Origin of the sequence: Streptomyces sp. NPDC101227 (assembly GCF_044767545.1) — a bacterium.
GTDB lineage: Bacteria > Actinomycetota > Actinomycetes > Streptomycetales > Streptomycetaceae > Streptomyces.
This window is the reverse complement of record NZ_JBIWOD010000005.1, coordinates 407923-425812: the sequence shown is the minus strand read 5'-3', so window position 1 is coordinate 425812 and position 17890 is coordinate 407923. Positions and strand designations below refer to the sequence as shown.

Below are 17890 nucleotides of genomic sequence, written 5' to 3'. Positions count from 1 at the left end.
GTGGGGGGCGCCGGCGGTCTGCCGTGGCGCCCCCCCCCCCGCACCTTACAGGGGCCTGGCGCCCCTGTTCTGGGGCCGCCCCACGGCCGGTGTCGTACGCGATGCGGGCTCAGCCGCGCCCCTTCCGGCGGCGCCCGTCCCCGTCCCCATCCGCGTCCGCGTCCGCGTGCGGGCCCAGAAGCTCGTCGGCCAGCGTCGGCAGATCGTCCAGCGGGGTCTCCTCCGCCCAGTCCGGGCGGGGGCGGGAGCGCTGCGGCTCCACGGGGCGGCCGGTGGCCGGGTCGATCTGCGGGAGTTCGCGGGTGCGCTCGGCGCCCGACTCGGTGGGGCCGGACTGCTGCGGCGCCGCGCCGGCGGCGTGCTCCTTGCGGAACATCCACGGCGGCACCCGGTCGGCGGGGTCGCCCCCGTCCCGTACGGGCGGCAGGACGCTGGTCTCCTCGGCGTCCGGCCCGGCGCCGTACCGCGGCAGCACCGCCGTCTCGTCCGCCGCGCTCCCCGACGCCTCGGGCCGCGGCAGCGACTCCGTGCGCTCGCCGTCGGAACCGGAGGCCGCGGCGGAGCTCGTACCGCCGTCCTCCACGTACCGCTTCCGCAGATCCGCGACCCGCGTCTCCGCGGTCGGCGCATCGGCCGCCGCGGCCGCCTCCGCCGCCGCCCTGGCCTCCGCAGCGGCGGCCGCCTCGGCCGCGGCAACCCGGGCCTGTTCGGCGCGCAGCAGGGCCTCCTCGGCCTTGCGCTGCTTCTCCAGGCGGCGCTCCTCGGCCTCCCGGCGCAGCTTCGCCTCTTCCTCGGCGCGCTGCCTCAGCCGCTCCTGCTCGGCCTCGCGGGCGCGCTCCTCGGCCTCGCGGCGCTGCCGCTCCGCCTCCGCCGCCTGCCGGGCCTCCTCGGCGCGCTGCCGCGCCTCCTCCGCCTGGCGGGCGGCCTCGCGTGCCCTGGCGGCCTCTTCTTCCTGGCGCTTGCGCTCCGCCTCCTCGGCGCGCAGCTTGGCGAGCTGCTCCTGGCGCTCGCGCTCCAGCCGCGCCTCCTCCGCCTTGCGCGCGGCCTCCTCCTCGGCCTTGCGGCGGGCTTCCTCCTCGGCCGCCTGGCGGGCCTCCACCTGGGCCTTGACCTCGGATTCGGACAGCGGCAGGACCTGGTCGAGGCGGTGCCGTACGACCGTGGTGACGGCCTCCGGCTCCTGTCCGGCGTCGACGACGAGATAGCGCGCCGGGTCGGCGGCGGCCAGGGTCAGGAACCCGGCCCGTACCCGCTCATGGAATTCGGCGGGCTCGGACTCCATCCGGTCGGGCGCCTCGGTGAAGCGCTCGCGGGCGGTCTCCGGGGAGACGTCCAGGAGGACGGTCAGATGCGGTACGAGGCCGCCGGTGGCCCAGCGGTTGATGCGGGCGATCTCGGTGGGGGCGAGGTTGCGCCCGGCGCCCTGATAGGCGACGGAGGAGTCGATGTAGCGGTCGGTGATGACGATGGCGCCGCGTTCCAGGGCGGGCCGGATCACGCTGTCGACGTGCTCGGCACGGTCGGCGGCGAACATCAGCGCCTCGGACCGGTCGGAGAGCCCGGTGGTCGACACGTCCAGGATGATCGAGCGCAGCCGCTTGCCGATGGCGGTGGCGCCCGGCTCGCGGGTCACCACGACCTCGTGCCCCTTGGCGCGGATCCAGTCGGCCAGCGCCTCGACCTGGGTGGACTTGCCGGCGCCGTCGCCGCCCTCCAGGGCGATGAAGAAGCCGGTGGCGGCGGGCGTCTGGTCCGGGTCGCCGCCGCGCAGCGCCTCGCGCAGATCGCGCCGCAGCGGGACGCCGTGCCGGTCGTCGACCTTGCCCAGCACCCAGGCGGCGACCGGCAGCAGCAGCGCGCCGGCCAGCATCAGCGTGAAGGCGGCGCCGCCGTGCGCGAAGGCGAAGGTGCCGTTGTCGAAGCGGTGCGGCCCGATGACGGCGGCCAGCAGCGGGGCGACGATGGCGGCCAGCGCGACCGCGAGGCGGACGACGGCGTGCAGATGCTCGGTGGCACGCGCCGCACGGGACCGCTCGACCTCCTGCTCCAGCAGCACATGGCCGGTGTTGGCCGCGATGCCCGCGGCGACGCCCGCGAGCAGCCCCAGCAGCAGCACCGTCGTCGGGTCCGGGACGAGCCCCATGGCCAGCAGCGCGAGCCCGGTGACGGCCACCGCCAGGGCGAGCAGCCGGCGCCGCGAGAGGGCGGGCAGCACCTTGTGGGCGCCGCGGATCCCGGCGGCCGTACCGCCGGTCAGCACGAACACCAGGAGCCCGAAGGTGGCAGGACCGGCGCTCAGGTCGTAGGCGTGCAGGACGGCCAGCGACACGGCCGCGGCGATCGCGGCGGAGACTGCGGCGCAGGCGAGCACCAGCAGCGGGATCGCGCCGGTGCGGCCCTTGTCGGCACCCGACCCGGCGTTCTTGGGTCGGCGCAGCCCCTCCAGCGGGGAGCGCGGCCGCGGCGTCTGCGCGTCGGGGAGTTCGATGAAGTAGAGGATCGACACGGAGGCGGCGAAAAGTCCGGCCGCCACGTAGGAGCCCAGGGCCGCCTGGTGGAGGTGGAACCAGTCGAGGCCGGTGCCCAGCAGCTTGCTGATCAGGGTGACGACCACCAGGGCGGCGGCCGCGATCGGCAGCGCGATGAAGCTGGTGCGCAGCGAGAGGCGGCGCAGGGCGTCCATGTTGTCCGGGAGCGGCCGGACGGCGGCGCCCTCCGGCGGGGGCGCGGGCAGCAGGGCGGGCGCCGCGCTCTCCCGCGCGACGGTCCAGAAGCGCTCGGCGACGCCGGTGACGAAGATCGTGACCAGCAGCCAGGCCAGTGCGTCGGTGGGTGTCCAGTCGATCCACAGGGGCGCGATGACCAGGAGCGCCAGCCGCAGGCCGTCCGCGCCGATCATCGTCCAGCGCCGGTCCAGCGGCCCCGAGGGCGAGGTCAGCGACGACAGCGGACCCAGCAGGACGGCCCCGAAGAGCAAGGTGGCCAGCATCCGGGCCCCGAAGGCCGCGGTGACCGCGAGGGCGGCGCCGCGATAACCGCCGCCGAAGACGGGCTCGCCGCCCATCGGTACGAACAGTGCCGCCTGAAGGGCGAGGAGCACCAGGACAAACATGGACAGGGCATCGCCGATACCCCCGACAAACTGGGCGCTCCACAGTCGCTTCAGCGGAGGGAAGCGCAGCAGGGCCCGTACGGCGCGCTCGCGGGAATCCGCGGCGAGGGCGTCTGAAGTGGGGGGCACGACCGTTGGCTGCTCGGCACGCGTCATCCTGCCAGCCTATCGGGACCGTCCGCACTACCGGACGCCTGCCCGAACAAACGGGCGGGCTCGACGGACCGGAGTCCGTCTTGCCCGCCCTTGTCCTGCGCGTCGGCGGCCCGCCGCCGCCCGGCGGTCAGTCCTCGGCCGACGCCGCCGTCTTCTTCGCCGCCGCCGTGGTCTTCTTCGCGGTGGCCTTCTTGGCGGTCGTCTTCTTGGCCGTGGTGGTCTTCTTCGCCGCGGTCTTCTTCGCGGCCGTCTTCTTCGCCGGGGCCTTCTTCGCCGGCGCCTTCTTGGCGGTCTTCTTCGCCGGCCCCTTGGCGCGCTTCTCCGCCAGCAGCTCATAGCCGCGCTCGGGCGTGATGGTCTCGACGTCGTCGTCCCGCCGCAGCGTCGCATTGGTCTCGCCGTCGGTGACATACGCACCGAACCGGCCGTCCTTGACGACCACCGGCTTGCCGCTGACCGGGTCCGTGCCCAGCTCCTTCAGCGGCGGCTTGGCGGCCGCCCGACCGCGCTGCTTGGGCTGCGCATAGATCGCCAGCGCCTCGTCCAGCGTGATGTTGAAGAGCTGGTCCTCGGTCTCCAGGGAACGCGAGTCCGTGCCCTTCTTCAGGTACGGGCCGTAGCGGCCGTTCTGCGCAGTGATCTCCACGCCCTCGGCGTCCTTGCCGACGACCCGCGGCAGCGACATCAGCCGGAGCGCGTCCTCGAGGGTGACGGTGTCCAGGGACATCGACTTGAAGAGCGAGGCCGTGCGCGGCTTGACGGCGTTCTTGCCGGTCTTCGGCGTGCCCTCGGGCAGGATCTCGGTGACGTACGGGCCGTAGCGGCCGTCCTTGGCGACGATCTGGTGGCCCGAATGCGGGTCCATGCCCAGCTCGAAGTCGCCGCTCGGCTTGGCGAGCAGCTCCTCCGCGTAGTCCACGGTCAGCTCGTCGGGCGCGAGGTCGTCGGGGACATCGGCGCGCTGGTGGCCCTCTTCGTCCTTCTCCCCGCGCTCGACGTACGGGCCGTAGCGGCCGACCCGCAGCTTGATGTCGTCGCTGACCGGGAAGGAGGAGATCTCCCGGGCGTCGATCGCGCCCAGGTCCTCGACCAGCTCCTTCAGCCCGCCGAGGTGGTCGCCGTCGCCGTTCCCGGCGTCCGCCGCGCCGCCCTCGCCATGGCCCACACCGAAGTAGAAGCGCCGCAGCCACGGCACGGACTGCGCCTCGCCGCGGGCGATGCGGTCGAGGTCGTCCTCCATCTTGGCGGTGAAGCTGTAGTCGACCAGTCGACCGAAGTGCTTCTCCAGGAGGTTGACGACGGCGAAGGACAGGAACGACGGGACGAGCGCCGTCCCCTTCTTGAAGACATAGCCGCGGTCCAGGATCGTGCCGATGATCGACGCGTACGTCGACGGACGGCCGATCTCCCGCTCTTCCAGCTCCTTGACCAGCGTGGCCTCGGTGTAGCGGGCGGGCGGCTTGGTGGCGTGTCCGTCGGCGGTGATCTCCCGCGCGGCCAGCGCATCACCCTCGGCGACCTGCGGCAGCCGGCGCTCGCGGTCGTCCAGCTCGGCGTTCGGGTCGTCCGCGCCCTCGACGTAGGCCTTGAGGAAGCCGTGGAAGGTGATGGTCTTGCCGGACGCGCTGAACTCGGCGTCCCGCCCGTCGGCGGCCCGGCCACCGATCTTGACGGTGACGGAGTTGCCCGTCGCGTCCTTCATCTGGGAGGCCACGGTCCGCTTCCAGATCAGCTCGTAGAGCTTGAACTGGTCGCCGGTCAGTCCCGTCTCGGCGGGCGTGCGGAAGCGGTCGCCGGAGGGACGGATCGCCTCGTGCGCCTCCTGGGCGTTCTTGACCTTGCCGGCGTAGGTGCGCGGCTTGTCCGGCAGGTAGTCGGCGCCGTACAGCTGCGTCACCTGCCGCCGGGCCGCCGTGACCGCGGTGTCCGAGAGCGTGGTGGAGTCCGTACGCATATAGGTGATGTAGCCGTTTTCGTACAGCTTCTGCGCCACCTGCATGGTCGCCTTGGCGCCGAAGCCGAGCTTGCGGCTGGCCTCCTGCTGGAGGGTCGTCGTACGGAACGGGGCGTACGGGGAGCGGCGGTACGGCTTGGACTCGACCGAACGGACCGCGAAGTCGGTGCTCTCCAGGGCGGCGGCGAGCGCGCGGGCGTTCGCCTCGTCCAAATGGAGTACGTCGCTGTTCTTGAGCTGACCGTTGGGACCGAAGTCGCGGCCCTGGGCGATACGGCGCCCGTCGACGGTGTTCAGGCGCGCGACCAGGGTGGCCGGATCGCTCGCGTCGCCCGTCCGGCCGGTGGAGAACGTGCCGGTCAGGTCCCAGTACTCGGCGGAACGGAAGGCGATGCGCTCGCGCTCCCGCTCGACGACGAGGCGGGTCGCCACCGACTGCACACGGCCGGCCGACAGCCGGGGCATGACCTTCTTCCACAGGACCGGCGAGACCTCGTAGCCGTAGAGGCGGTCGAGGATACGGCGGGTCTCCTGGGCGTCGACCAGCTTCTGGTTCAGATCGCGGGGGTTCTCGACGGCCTCGCGGATCGCGTCCTTGGTGATCTCGTGGAAGACCATCCGGTGGACCGGGACCTTGGGCTTGAGGAGCTCCTGGAGGTGCCAGGCGATCGCCTCGCCCTCGCGGTCCTCATCTGTGGCGAGGAAAAGTTCGTCGGACTCGGCCAGCAGCTGCTTGAGCTTCTTGACCTGGTCCTTCTTATCGCTGTTGACCACATAGATCGGCTCGAAGTCGGCGTCGACATTCACCCCGAGGCGGGCCCACGGCTCGCCCTTGTACTTGGCGGGGACCTCCGCCGCCCCATTGGGAAGGTCGCGGATGTGCCCGACGCTGGCCTCGACCACGTAACCACGGCCGAGGTAGCCCTTGATCGTCTTCGCCTTGGCAGGCGACTCGACGATGACAAGTCGGCGGGTGCCGCCCTCTGGGGTCTCGCTGGTCGCGGACAACTTCGCTCTTCTCTCCGGTCGACGCTGGGAATGTCCCCCGGCAGGACGCTGGGGGCCACTGCGGTGACGCTTGACGCTGCGGAGTGTGACGGTACCTCCCGCCCCCGTGTCAAACGGAAAAACCCCACAACGCCACTCGAACGGTAACCCGACTACATGTCTTCGTGCCGCCCCGGACCGCACACGGCGCTTCTCACGGGGCTTTGACGATCTTCACCATCAGGGCGGCACCCCTTCCGTACCCTGCCCCGAACCCGCGCCCGGCGCCATAGCGCCGCCGCCGGTGATCTCACACAGTGACGATCCCCACGGCGGGCGCCGCCGGATCGGCGCTGGCCGTGGGCCCGGCGAGGGTCACAAGGCTGCTGCGGAAGCCGCCGCCGTCTTGATACGGCCCGTCAGGCGGCTGGCAGGATGGACGCGGCACGGCCCACCGCTGCGCCCGGCAACTGCCGCCATCACACAGACTCGGGGGGTCAGAACACCTATGGCGAACCAGTACCCCGGACCGCCGCCGGAAGAGCCCGGCCACAATCCGCTCGCGAAGCCGTCGGCCGACAATCCCTACGCCGCTCCGCAGGACGGCGGCCCCGCCGCCGGGTACGGCTACCCGCAGGGCGGCGCCCCGGGTGCACCCGGCTACGGATATCCGCAGGCCGCGCAGACGCCGCCGGGATACGGCTATCCCCAGCAGACCCCGCCGCCCGTCGCGCCCGCCGCCGCGCCGGGCTTCCCGCCGGGCGCGCCGCCGCAGCCGGCGCCCGTCGCCGTCCCGGGACAGGCCATGCAGCCCGCCGGTATGGCGCTGTCGCTCGGCGACATAGCCGTGACCGGCGACACGATCATGACGCCGGCCGGTCCCATGCCGCTCAAGGGTGCGGTGTGGACGGCGACCGACATGTCGCGGACGGAGGAGAAGATCCAGACGGCCGGCATCGTGCTCGCCATCGTCTTCTTCTTTTTCTGTCTGCTCGGACTGCTCTTCTTGCTGATGAAGGAGCGCACCACCACCGGGTTTGTGCAGGTCACGGTCAACAGCGGCGGCCGGCACCACTCCACGATGATCCCGGTGCAGTCGCCCGAGCAGGTCATGTTCGTGATCAACCAGGTCAACTACGCCAGGTCGCTGAGCGTGTGAGTTCCGTGTCGCTCTCCGCCACCGCCATCCGCAGGCGCACCCTGCGCATCGCGGCCCTCGGGCTCGGCGTCGGTGCGCTGGGAGCCGTCTACCTCTGGCACACCGACCCGCACCAGCCCGGGCAGATCCTGCTCCCCTGCCCGTTCAAGCTGGCCACCGGGCTGCTGTGCCCGCTGTGCGGCGGGACGCGGATGGCGTACGACCTGATGCACGGCGATGTCCTGGCGGCCTTCCACGACAACATCGTGGTGCTCACGCTGGGTGTACCGGCCGTTGTGTGGGCCCTGGCGAGCTGGCTGAACGCGGGACTGCGCGGGCGGTACTTCCGGCTACGGCTCTCCGCCCGCGGCAATGCCGTGGCGCTGGGCATCGGGCTGGTGTGGATGGTCGCCCGCAATCTCGTCGGCTGAGCCGGGGCCGGACGGCGTCCTCCCCGGCCGATACCGGACGGGACGTCGCCCGGGGAGGACGCCGTACCGGACCGGACACGGGCCCGGGTCGGACACCGGCCCGGGCCGCCTTCGGCCGCCGCTCAGCGAACGGTGACGGTCACCACGGGCGATATCGCGCTGCCCGCGCCGATGCGGAGCTGATTGACGCCCTTGATGCCGAGCTTGACCCGCACCGAGTACGTACCCGTGGTGTGGACCGGCGCCTGGGCGGGCAGCGCGACCCACTTGGAGCCCTGCTTCTGCTGGACGGTGACCTTGCTGCCCGCCGCGATGCCCTTCGCCGTGCCGGAGATCCGGAACTCCTGCCAGGCGTTGACCGTGGTCGCGCTCGCCTTGGCGGTCAGCTGCGCCGTGGCCGGGGCGGTGGCCACTACGGGCGTCGGGGCGTGAAGCTGGCTCGGCGCGGCGAACGCGGCGGCCGATCCTCCGGCGAGCAGGGCGACGGCGACCACACCGACGGCGACGTAGCGAAGTGAACGGTTCATGGGGGTTCCTCACTGACAAGCCGATTCGTGACCTTCACCGAGAAACACGAGCGGCACGATACGGAGGTTCCCCGGCCCGCCGCGTGTCGGCCACCCCGAACACAACTGGCCGGAAGTGAACGACCGCAGCCCGGCGACCAGTTGACGCCCCCTCGGGAGTCCGCCGGCCCCGGCGTCCGGCCGGAGCGGCTACAGCGACGCCAGCATCCAGACCCCCGCGCCCAGGAACGCCACCGCGAACAGCAACGCGGTCACGGCCCCCACCGCCCGGCCGACGCCATCGGCGACCGGCGCCCCGGTCCGTACGCATACGCCCGTCCACAGCAGCAGTCCAGCGCCGAACAGCGCGAACGCCGCCCCCGCGAACGCCTCGGGTCCACTCTCCATACGCGCAGCGTGGCACCCGCGGGCAGCGCCCGGGAGAACGCCGGATGAACGACTTCCGTTTGGCCCGGGGAATGCGCCCGTACGGGTGCCCCGCGCGAGGACCCGCTATGGGAATCCGACCTCCCGCACCGGGAAACCGCCCCGGCCGTGCCGCCTCAGCCCCGCGACGCCACCGGCTCCAGGAACCCCTGCTCGATCAGCATCCGGATCGACTCCGGCGTACGGTCCCGCAGCAGCACCGGGTCCTCGCCGACGAGTTGGGCGATGGCGTCCAGGATCCGCCCGGCCGGCAGCGAGCCGTCACACACCCCGGCGAAGCCCGCGCCGACCGTGTCCACCTTCGTCGCCCGCCGCATCCCGCGGTGCTGACGCAGCACCACATGCTCCGGATCCTCCGCCCCGGGCAGCCCGACCTGCTCCTGCACCACCTCATCGGCGAGCCGGAAATGGCCGGCGAGCAGCGCCGCGTCATCCGTGGCCCGCAGATAGTCCTGGCGGTCGAAATGCCCCACGACCGACTCCCCCAGCGGCTGCTCCACCGGATGCGGCCACTCCTCGACCGTGATGGCCGGGCTGTCGGAACCGGACTTGCGCAGCGTGATCCAGCCGAAGCCGACGGCCTTGGTCCCGCGCGCCTCGAATTCGTCGAGCCAGGCGTCGTACCGCGCGGCATACGACTCGTCACCGGCGCGGTGGTCGCCCGCATCGCGCAGCCACAGCTCGGTGTACTGCGTGATGTCCTGCACCTCCCGCTGCACGATCCAGGCGTCACAGCCGCGCGGCACCCAGGAGCGCAGCCGGTCGTGCCACTCCTCGTCCGCCACGTGCTGCCAATTGGCCAGCAGCTGGCAGTACCCGCCGTCATTGAGATGCGCCGCGGACTGCTGGACGAGGGTCCGGCACAGGTCGTCACCGCCCATCCCGCCGTCCCGGTAGGTGAGCCGAGCTCCCTCGGGGCGGAGGGGCGAGATCACGAACGGGGGGTTGGAGACGATCAGGTCGTACTTCTCCTCCCCGACCGGCTCGAAGAGCGAGCCCTCCCTCAGGTCCGCCGGGCGCGCCCCGGAGAGCGCCAGCGTCAGCGCGGCGATCCGCAGCGCCCGCGGGTTGAGGTCCGTGGCCGTGACGCGGGTGGCGTGCTGGGCGGCGTGCAGTGCCTGGATGCCGGAGCCCGTGCCGAGGTCGAGGGCCTTGGCGACGGGCGTGCGCGCCGTGATCCCGGCGAGGGTCGTGGACGCGCCGCCCACGCCGAGCACCAGCTGCGCGCGGTCCTTGGCGCGGGCGCCGCCGATGCCGCCCGCACCGCCGACCGCACAGCCGAGGTCGGAGACGATCCACCAGTCCTGCCCCTCGGGGCCGCCGTACGGCCGTACGTCCACCGTGGCGCGCACGTCGTCGCCGTCCCGCTCCAGCCAGCCGTCGGCGAGGCAGTCCGCCACCGGCAGCGCGGCCCGGGCCCGCCGCTCCGCCACCGGATGCTGGAGCAGGAACAGCCGCACCAGGGTCTCCAGCGGGCCGTCGCCGCGCGTCGCCCGCAGCGCGGGGACGGTCTCGTTGCGCGCCAGCGCGGCATAGGCCGGCGCGCCGAGCAGGTCCAGCAGGCCGTCGGCGGTGAAGGCGGCGGCCAGCAGCGCCTGGCGCAGCCGCTCGGTGCGCGCGGCGCTCTCGGGGTCCTGGGCATCTGCGGTGGGGAGGTGCGTACTCACGCTCCTATTGTCAGGCCAACCACTGACAATCGGCGACGGCCCGGTGCCACGCCCCTCTCGGGCGCGTCGCCGGGCCGTTGCGGACCTGCGGACGTGGCCGGCTGTGCCGCCTACGACTTGGACGGCGTGGCCGGCGTGGCCGGCTTGGCCGTCGGGCCGCTGGACCCGCCCTGGCTCTGGCAGCCCTTCTGATTGGCCATCGCCTTGCCGACGTCGCCGGACTCCAGCTTCTTGAAGGCCTGCTCGCTCTGGGTGTTGAGCTTCTTGATGCCCTCGGACAGATCGCTCAGGCCCGCCGCGAACTTCGCCTTGTCCTGGGTGGACAGCGAGTCGATCTGCTTCTTGAGGCTCTCATAGCCCTTGGAGAGCGACTTGAGTTCGTTCACCGCGTTCTTCTGGGCGTCCTGGCCGCCGTCGCTGGGCGGGGCGCCCGCCTTGTCCAGCGAGGTGGCCAACGACGCGTAGGCCTGGGAGATCTTCTGGAAGGCCGCCGAGTCCGTCTGCTGGATCTTCTTGGAGTCGGTGCTGCCGCCTTCGGTCGCCTGCATGGCGGCGTTCGCGTCCTGGATCGCCTTGAACTGGGCCTGCGCGGGGTCGCAGAACTTCTTCGCCCAGCTGTCGAGTTCCTTGTTGCTGTCGTCGCTGCAGCCGGTCAGCGCGAGCAGGAGTGCCGCACCGCCGGACAGTGCAGCCACAAGCTTCTTGTTCACCGGATTGGTCCCTTCCATGGCTCTCGGCCCCGGAACATACACGTCCAAACGGCCTGGTCGATGGGTCGGGCATCCCGCCCGGCCCTCATTGCAGCCATTTGCACCAAGGAGCGCAGGGCCGGCCGAGCGCAACAACGGCGGGTGGCCGGCGCCCGCAAAATGCGCCGTCCACCCGCCCGTTGAGCCGCTGCGGGGCCTATTCCGAGAGGCCGTCAGCTAGGAGACGGGGGCCGTCTCTGTCGACTTGGCGACTTTTTCCGGATGTCCGGAGTTGGATTCGTCACCCACGGCGATTCCACGCCGCTTCGAGACGTACACCGCACCGACGATGACCAGGAGCGCCAGCACCGCGACCACGATCCGTACGCCGGTGTTCTTGTCCGCGCCGTACGAGAACTTCACCACCGCCGGGGCGATCAGCAGCGCCACCAGGTTCATGACCTTCAGCAGCGGGTTGATCGCCGGGCCCGCGGTGTCCTTGAACGGGTCGCCGACGGTGTCACCGATGACGGTTGCGGCATGCGCCTCGCTGCCCTTGCCGCCGTGATGGCCGTCCTCCACCAGCTTCTTCGCGTTGTCCCAGGCGCCACCGGAGTTGGCGAGGAAGACCGCCATCAGCGTGCCGGTGCCGATCGCACCCGCCAGGAACGAGCCGAGCGCGCCGACGCCGAGCGAGAAGCCGACCGCGATCGGGGTGAGCACCGCCAGCAGCCCCGGGGTCGCCAGCTCGCGCAGCGCGTCCTTGGTGCAGATGTCGACGACCCGCCCGTACTCCGGCGTCTCGGTGTAGTCCATGATTCCGGGCTTCTCCCGGAACTGCCGGCGCACCTCGAAGACCACCGCGCCCGCCGACCGCGACACGGCGTTGATCGCCAGCCCCGAGAACAGGAACACGACCGAGGCGCCGAGCACCAGCCCCACCAGGTTGTTCGGCTGCGAGATGTCCAGGCTCAGCCCCATTCCGCTCGCGGCACTGCCGATCTCGCGTACGGCGGTCCCGATGGCGTCCCGGTACGAGCCGAACAGCGCGGCCGCCGCCAGCACCGCCGTCGCGATGGCGATGCCCTTGGTGATGGCCTTGGTGGTGTTGCCGACGGCGTCCAGGTCGGTCAGGACCTGCGCGCCGTCACCGGTGACATCGCCGGACATCTCGGCGATGCCCTGCGCGTTGTCGGAGACCGGGCCGAAGGTGTCCATCGCCACGATCACGCCGACGGTGGTCAGCAGGCCGGTACCGGCCAGTGCCACCGCGAACAGCGCCAGCATGATGGACGCGCCGCCCAGCAGGAACGCCCCGTAGACGGCCAGACCGATCAGCACCGCCGAGTAGACCGCCGACTCCAGACCGATCGAGATACCGGAGAGGACGACGGTGGCCGGGCCGGTCAGTGAGGTCTTCCCGATGTCCCGCACGGGACGCCGGCTGGTCTCGGTGAAGTAGCCGGTCAGCTGCTGGATCAGCGCGGCGAGCACGATACCGATGGCGACCGCCACCAGGGCCAGCATCCGCGGGTCGCCGGACCGGCCGAGGATGTCCGCGTCGGTGACGCCCTTCAGGTCCTTGTAGCTGGACGGCAGGTAGGTGAACACCGCGGCGGCCACCAGGACCAGCGAGATCCCCGCGGAGATGAAGAAGCCGCGGTTGATGGCTGTCATGCCGCTGCGGTCGCTGCGCCGGGGCGCCACGACGAAGATGCCGATCATCGCGGTGAGCACGCCGATGGCCGGGACCAGCAGCGGGAAGGCGAGCCCGGCGTTGCCGAAGGCCGCCATGCCCAGGATGAGCGCGGCGACCAGGGTGACGGCGTACGACTCGAAGAGGTCGGCCGCCATGCCGGCGCAGTCGCCGACGTTGTCGCCCACGTTGTCCGCGATGGTCGCCGCGTTGCGCGGGTCGTCCTCCGGGATGCCCTGCTCGACCTTGCCGACGAGGTCGGCGCCGACGTCCGCGGCCTTGGTGAAGATGCCGCCGCCGACCCTCATGAACATCGCGATCAGCGCGGCACCGAGGCCGAAGCCCTCCAGCACCTTGGGCGCGTCGACCGCGTACACGAGCACCACGCAGGAGGCGCCGAGCAGGCCGAGCCCGACGGTGAACATGCCGACGACGCCGCCCGTACGAAAAGCGATCTTCATAGCCTTGTGCGCGACAGCCGTAAGATCTTTTTCTTTGGTATCGCCCTCGGCCGGTGTGGCTTCCCGGGCGGCGGCGGCCACTCGCACATTGCTGCGCACCGCGAGCCACATGCCGATATAGCCGGTGGCCGCGGAGAATCCGGCACCGATCAAGAAGAAGGCGCTGCGTCCCGCGCGCTGCGTCCAATTTTCCGCGGGCAGCAGCATGAGCAGGAAGAACACCACAACGGCGAATACGCCGAGGGTTCGCAGCTGCCGGGCCAGGTAGGCGTTTGCGCCTTCCTGCACGGCCGCCGCGATCTTCTTCATACTGTCGGTTCCCTCGCCGGCCGCGAGCACTTGGCGGACCAGCACCGCCGCGACGGCCAGTGCGGCCAGCGCGACGACGGCGATCACCAGCACGATGCCGCGATTGCCTGACGTCAGCGTCGGTCCGGCCAGAAATGAGGGGGTGTCCAGCAACTGAGGGGTGTAAGGCCCCGCCATTCGTCCTCCTTGACGTTTGGCACATGGGCGCGCGGAAGCACGCTCAGGCGTCCTGAGCAAGATGTGGACGGATTGTAGGGAGCCACACCTGATCAAAACAGTGCGCCTCAAAGGGAATTCGCCGGTAGCCGCGATGATCAAAAGGATGTCGGCCACAGAATTCGCCCGGACGGAGGAAAGCGGCGAATTCGCTGACCGGTGACAGATGATCTCCCTGTCGTACTGATCGCCGCTGTTCAAAGACGTTATGCGATCACCTGGGCCGGATGTGACCGGCGTGACGACAGAGATAATTGGTCCCCCCGGCCACCGCCGAACGAGTGACCCGGGACTCCCGACGCCCCCTCGATCACGATTGATGCCGCGTCACATCGGGTCCGGATCGGGTCCCGATCGGGTCCGGATCGGGACCCTGGGGGGTGGTGGCGGCCGCCGGCCGGCCGGCGGCGTCCCCGGCTCGTACGGCGGACGCACGGCCTCCTCGGCGCGAGCGCCAGGCCCGCGTCATCGGCGGAGCCGCCCGGCCGGGCCCGTCGGTGAGCCGGGTGGCGTAGTGGGCGCAGAGGGGCCGCCCAGGGGGCTCCGTGGGCGCGCACAACAAAGCGCGCGACGGCCACAAGGGCTCGGCACGCTGAAGATCGGCGCAACGAAGATCGAAGTGCACCCGTGCGCACCCGTGTGCACCCGAGAAGATCGGCGCGAACCGATCGGGTTGCGGCGTTGCGCTACGGCACGACCGCGGCCGATGGCGTCGGCCAGCTCATCCGGATCACACCGCCGCTTTCGCCGGTCGTCACCTCGACGTCGTCGACCAGCCCGCTGATGACCGCGAGGCCCATCTCGTCCTCGCCCTCGGGCTCGCCGTCCGCGCCGCCCTCGGCGCCGTCCGCGGCATGCGCCCCGGCCGGGCCGGCCCCGCCCGGTACCTCGTCGCCGACCTCGATCGAGAACTTCTTCTCGTCCTCGATCAACAGCACCCGCACCGGGGCCACGATGTCGTTACTGGTGTGCAGGCCCACGGCGCGGCTGCACGCCTCACCTACGGCGAGACGCACCTCGTCCAGCACGGCCTCGTCCACTCCGGCGCGCCTTGCCACGGCAGCGGCGACCAGACGCGCGGTCCGGACGTGCTCGGGAAGGGCGCTGAAGCGAAGTTCGACGGTGGCCATGCCATCCCCCTCGATATGCGGACGTGCAACGCAGGGGGCCGGACAGGACGTCCGGTACCCCCCACTACTTCCTTCCCCGCGCCTGGGGCGCGGGGCATCAGTCGGCCTCAGTCCGTCGCGGAGACGGCTTCGTCGACCGAGGTGTGAATCGGGAACACCTTGGTCAGACCGGTGATACGGAAGATCTTGAGAATGCGCTCCTGGTTGCAGACCAGGCGCAGCGAGCCCTCATGGGCACGCACTCGCTTGAGCCCGCCGACCAGCACGCCGAGCCCAGTGGAGTCCAGGAAGTCGACACGTTCCATGTCCACCACGAGGTGGTAGCTTCCGTCGTTCACAAGCTCGACCAGCTGCTCACGCAGCTTGGGCGCGGTGTATACATCAATCTCGCCACCGACCTCGACGACCGTACGGTCGCCAACGGTCCGGGTCGACAGGGACAGGTCCACGGATCCTCCAGCACCTTGCTATCGAGCGGTCGCCCCCCTGGGGCCTCCCCACCGAAGTAGGGGCGGATCTGGCAGCCGCGATGGCATTCAATCACTTACCAGCAGGCGTGCACGACGCCTTGTCAGCATTGTCGGTCAGTCCGGTGACACACTCGGTGCCGATGGCCTCCAATCGACTGCCGCAGGACGCGGGTGCGCGTCCCTCCCCAGGCATGATTCTCGACCGTCTCGCCCGGGGCGCGACCCGCGCTGCGCGCATCACTCATACGGAGCACTTGCCCCCGCGCATCGGCAGCCATGCCGACTGGCCGGAAGAGATCCGGCCGGAAGTGATCGACGCCATCCGTTCGGCCGGAATCGATCGTCCCTGGGCCCACCAGGCACGGACATCCGAACACGCGCTGCGCGGCGAATCGGTCGTCGTCGCCACCGGCACCGCCTCCGGCAAGTCCCTGGCGTATCTCGCGCCGGTCCTCTCCACGCTGCTGGACGGCTCCGAGGCGCCCAACGGCCGGGGGGCCACGGCCCTGTACCTGGCGCCCACCAAGGCGCTGGCGGCCGACCAGCGGCGCGCCGTGCGCGAGCTGGCCGCCCCGCTGGGCACGGCGATACGGCCCGCGGTCTACGACGGCGACACCCCGGTCGAGGAACGCGAATGGGTGCGCCAGTACGGCAACTACGTCCTGACCAACCCCGACATGCTGCACCGCGGGATCCTGCCGGCCCACCCACGCTGGTCCTCCTTTCTGCGCGCCCTGCGCTATGTCGTCATCGACGAGTGCCACTCCTACCGCGGCGTATTCGGCTCCCATGTCGCGCAGGTGATCCGCCGGCTGCGGCGGATCTGCGCCCGTTACGGGGCCGAGCCGGTGTTCCTGCTCGCCTCCGCCACCGCCGCCGAGCCCGGCGAGGCCGCCACCCGGCTCACCGGCCTGCCCGTGGTGGAGATCACCGAGGACACCTCGCCGCGCGGCGAGCTGGTCTTCGCGCTGTGGGAGCCGCCGCTGACCGAGCTCCACGGCGAGCAGGGCGCCCCGGTACGCCGCACCGCCACCGCCGAGACCGCCGATCTGCTCACCGACCTCGCCGTCCAGGGCGTGCGCACCGTCGCCTTCGTACGCTCCCGGCGCGGCGCCGAGCTGATCGCCCTGATCGCGCAGGAACGGCTGGCCGAGGTGGACCGCTCGCTGCCCGGGCGGGTCGCCGCCTACCGGGGCGGCTATCTGCCCGAGGAACGCCGCGCCCTGGAACGCGCGCTGCACCGCGGCGACCTGCTCGGCCTGGCCGCCACCACCGCCCTCGAGCTGGGCGTGGACGTCTCGGGCCTGGACGCCGTGGTGATCGCCGGGTATCCCGGTACCCGCGCGTCCCTTTGGCAGCAGGCCGGGCGGGCGGGGCGCTCCGGGCAGGGCGCCCTCGCCGTCCTGGTGGCCCGCGACGATCCGCTGGACACTTATCTCGTCCATCACCCCGAGGCGCTCTTCGACCAGCCGGTCGAGTCCACCGTCCTGGACCCGGACAACCCGTATGTCCTCGCCCCGCACCTGTGCGCGGCCGCCTCCGAACTCCCCCTCACCGAAGCTGACTTCCCGCTCTTCGGCCCCGCGACCGCCGGGCTGCTGCCGCAGCTGGAGTCCGCCGCGCTGCTGCGCCGGCGCGCCACCGCCTGGCACTGGACGCGCCGCGAGCGGGCCGCCGACCTCACCGACATCCGCGGCCAGGGCGGCTCGCCGGTGCAGATCGTCGAGGCCGGCACCGGGCGGCTGCTGGGCACCGTGGACGCCGGCGCCGCGCACGCCACCGTCCACGACGGTGCCGTCCACCTCCACCAGGGCCGCACCTATCTGGTCAAGCGGCTCGACCTCGACGACGACGTCGCCCTCGTCGAGGAGGCCAACCCGCCCTATTCCACGACGGCCCGCGACACGACCGCCGTCTCCATCCTCGAAACCGACACGGAGATCCCGTGGGGCGATGCCCGGCTGTGCTTCGGCTCGGTCGAGGTCACCAACCAGGTCGTCTCCTTTCTGCGCCGCAAGCTCATCACCGGCGAGGTCCTGGGCGAGACCAAGCTGGACCTGCCGCCGCGGACGCTGCGCACCCGCGCGGTGTGGTGGACGGTCACCGAGGACCAGCTCGACGCCGCCCGGGTCAATCCCCAGCAGCTGGGCGGCGCGCTGCACGCCGCCGAGCACGCCTCCATCGGCATGCTGCCGCTGTTCGCCACCTGCGACCGCTGGGACATCGGCGGCGTCTCCGTCCCGCTCCACCCGGACACGCTCCTGCCGACCGTCTTCGTCTACGACGGCCACCCCGGCGGCGCGGGCTTCGCCGAGCGCGCCTTCCACACCGCCGCCGACTGGCTCACCGCCACCCGCGGCGCCATCGCCGCCTGCGAGTGCGACGCCGGCTGTCCGTCCTGCATCCAGTCCCCCAAGTGCGGCAACGGCAACGATCCGCTCCACAAACGGGGCGCGATCCGGCTGCTGGGCGAGCTGCTGCGGGGCGCGCCCAAGGAGGCGTAGCGGGTGCGCCGGCACGG

The 17890-nt window shown here is 71.6% G+C and carries 12 protein-coding genes; 3 read left to right on the top strand and 9 right to left on the bottom strand.

The window, feature by feature from the left end; all coding sequences use genetic code 11:
- Positions 1-109: 109 nt before the first annotated feature.
- Complete coding sequence (gene tmk, locus ACIRPT_RS14310) at positions 110-3268, bottom strand: dTMP kinase (RefSeq protein ID WP_403826779.1); 3159 nt, start codon at positions 3266-3268, stop codon at positions 110-112.
- Positions 3269-3395: 127 nt separating this feature from the next.
- A complete protein-coding gene (gene topA / locus ACIRPT_RS14305; protein WP_403826776.1) occupies positions 3396-6230 on the bottom strand; it encodes a type I DNA topoisomerase in 2835 nt (944 codons plus the stop codon).
- A gap of 487 nt (positions 6231-6717) precedes the next feature.
- Between topA and ACIRPT_RS14300 the strand changes: the two genes are divergently transcribed.
- Together ACIRPT_RS14300 and ACIRPT_RS14295 are read left to right on the top strand one after the other, a co-directional pair.
- Positions 6718-7368 (top strand): hypothetical protein, encoded by a 651-nt coding sequence (locus tag ACIRPT_RS14300; RefSeq protein ID WP_403826773.1) that lies wholly within the window; start codon positions 6718-6720, stop codon positions 7366-7368.
- Positions 7365-7778 (top strand): DUF2752 domain-containing protein, encoded by a 414-nt coding sequence (locus tag ACIRPT_RS14295; protein WP_403826770.1) that lies wholly within the window; start codon positions 7365-7367, stop codon positions 7776-7778. The genes ACIRPT_RS14300 and ACIRPT_RS14295 overlap by 4 nt, the downstream gene beginning before the upstream one ends.
- 122 nt (positions 7779-7900) lie before the next feature.
- Here the strand turns inward: ACIRPT_RS14295 and ACIRPT_RS14290 are convergent, their stop codons facing one another.
- The 7 genes from ACIRPT_RS14290 to bldG form a co-directional block, all read right to left on the bottom strand.
- Entirely contained in the window at positions 7901-8305 is a 405-nt protein-coding gene (locus ACIRPT_RS14290; protein ID WP_403498945.1) for a hypothetical protein, read from the bottom strand.
- A 189-nt stretch (positions 8306-8494) separates the two neighbouring features.
- Positions 8495-8692 (bottom strand): hypothetical protein, encoded by a 198-nt coding sequence (locus tag ACIRPT_RS14285; RefSeq protein WP_403826766.1) that lies wholly within the window; start codon positions 8690-8692, stop codon positions 8495-8497.
- Positions 8693-8847: 155 nt separating this feature from the next.
- On the bottom strand, positions 8848-10398 hold the full coding sequence (locus tag ACIRPT_RS14280; protein ID WP_403826764.1) for a methyltransferase: 1551 nt from the start codon (positions 10396-10398) through the stop codon (positions 8848-8850).
- A 110-nt stretch (positions 10399-10508) separates the two neighbouring features.
- Complete coding sequence (locus ACIRPT_RS14275) at positions 10509-11108, bottom strand: small secreted protein (RefSeq protein ID WP_403826761.1); 600 nt, start codon at positions 11106-11108, stop codon at positions 10509-10511.
- Positions 11109-11324: 216 nt separating this feature from the next.
- A complete protein-coding gene (locus ACIRPT_RS14270) occupies positions 11325-13730 on the bottom strand; it encodes a sodium-translocating pyrophosphatase (RefSeq protein ID WP_403826758.1) in 2406 nt (801 codons plus the stop codon).
- Between the two features lie 725 nt (positions 13731-14455).
- Complete coding sequence (locus ACIRPT_RS14265; RefSeq protein WP_403498954.1) at positions 14456-14899, bottom strand: ATP-binding protein; 444 nt, start codon at positions 14897-14899, stop codon at positions 14456-14458.
- Between the two features lie 107 nt (positions 14900-15006).
- Positions 15007-15348, bottom strand: a complete 342-nt coding sequence (bldG, locus tag ACIRPT_RS14260; RefSeq protein ID WP_046926810.1) for an anti-sigma factor antagonist BldG — start codon at positions 15346-15348, stop codon at positions 15007-15009.
- 80 nt (positions 15349-15428) lie between these two features.
- On the opposite strand from bldG, the gene ACIRPT_RS14255 reads away from it, so the two are divergent.
- Positions 15429-17873 (top strand): DEAD/DEAH box helicase, encoded by a 2445-nt coding sequence (locus tag ACIRPT_RS14255; protein ID WP_403498957.1) that lies wholly within the window; start codon positions 15429-15431, stop codon positions 17871-17873.
- Positions 17874-17890: the final 17 nt, after the last annotated feature.

What these genes read in the sequence shown, in the direction of transcription:
- ACIRPT_RS14285 (WP_403826766.1), bottom strand. Translation starts at nt 8,692, where the DNA reads ATGGAGAGTGGACCCGAGGCGTTCGCGGGGGCGGCGTTCGCGCTGTTC.
- ACIRPT_RS14265 (WP_403498954.1), bottom strand. Translation starts at nt 14,899, where the DNA reads ATGGCCACCGTCGAACTTCGCTTCAGCGCCCTTCCCGAGCACGTCCGG.
- ACIRPT_RS14255 (WP_403498957.1), top strand. Translation starts at nt 15,429, where the DNA reads ATGGCATTCAATCACTTACCAGCAGGCGTGCACGACGCCTTGTCAGCA.
- ACIRPT_RS14270 (WP_403826758.1), bottom strand. Translation starts at nt 13,730, where the DNA reads ATGGCGGGGCCTTACACCCCTCAGTTGCTGGACACCCCCTCATTTCTG.
- ACIRPT_RS14300 (WP_403826773.1), top strand. Translation starts at nt 6,718, where the DNA reads ATGGCGAACCAGTACCCCGGACCGCCGCCGGAAGAGCCCGGCCACAAT.
- ACIRPT_RS14290 (WP_403498945.1), bottom strand. Translation starts at nt 8,305, where the DNA reads ATGAACCGTTCACTTCGCTACGTCGCCGTCGGTGTGGTCGCCGTCGCC.
- tmk (WP_403826779.1), bottom strand. Translation starts at nt 3,268, where the DNA reads ATGACGCGTGCCGAGCAGCCAACGGTCGTGCCCCCCACTTCAGACGCC.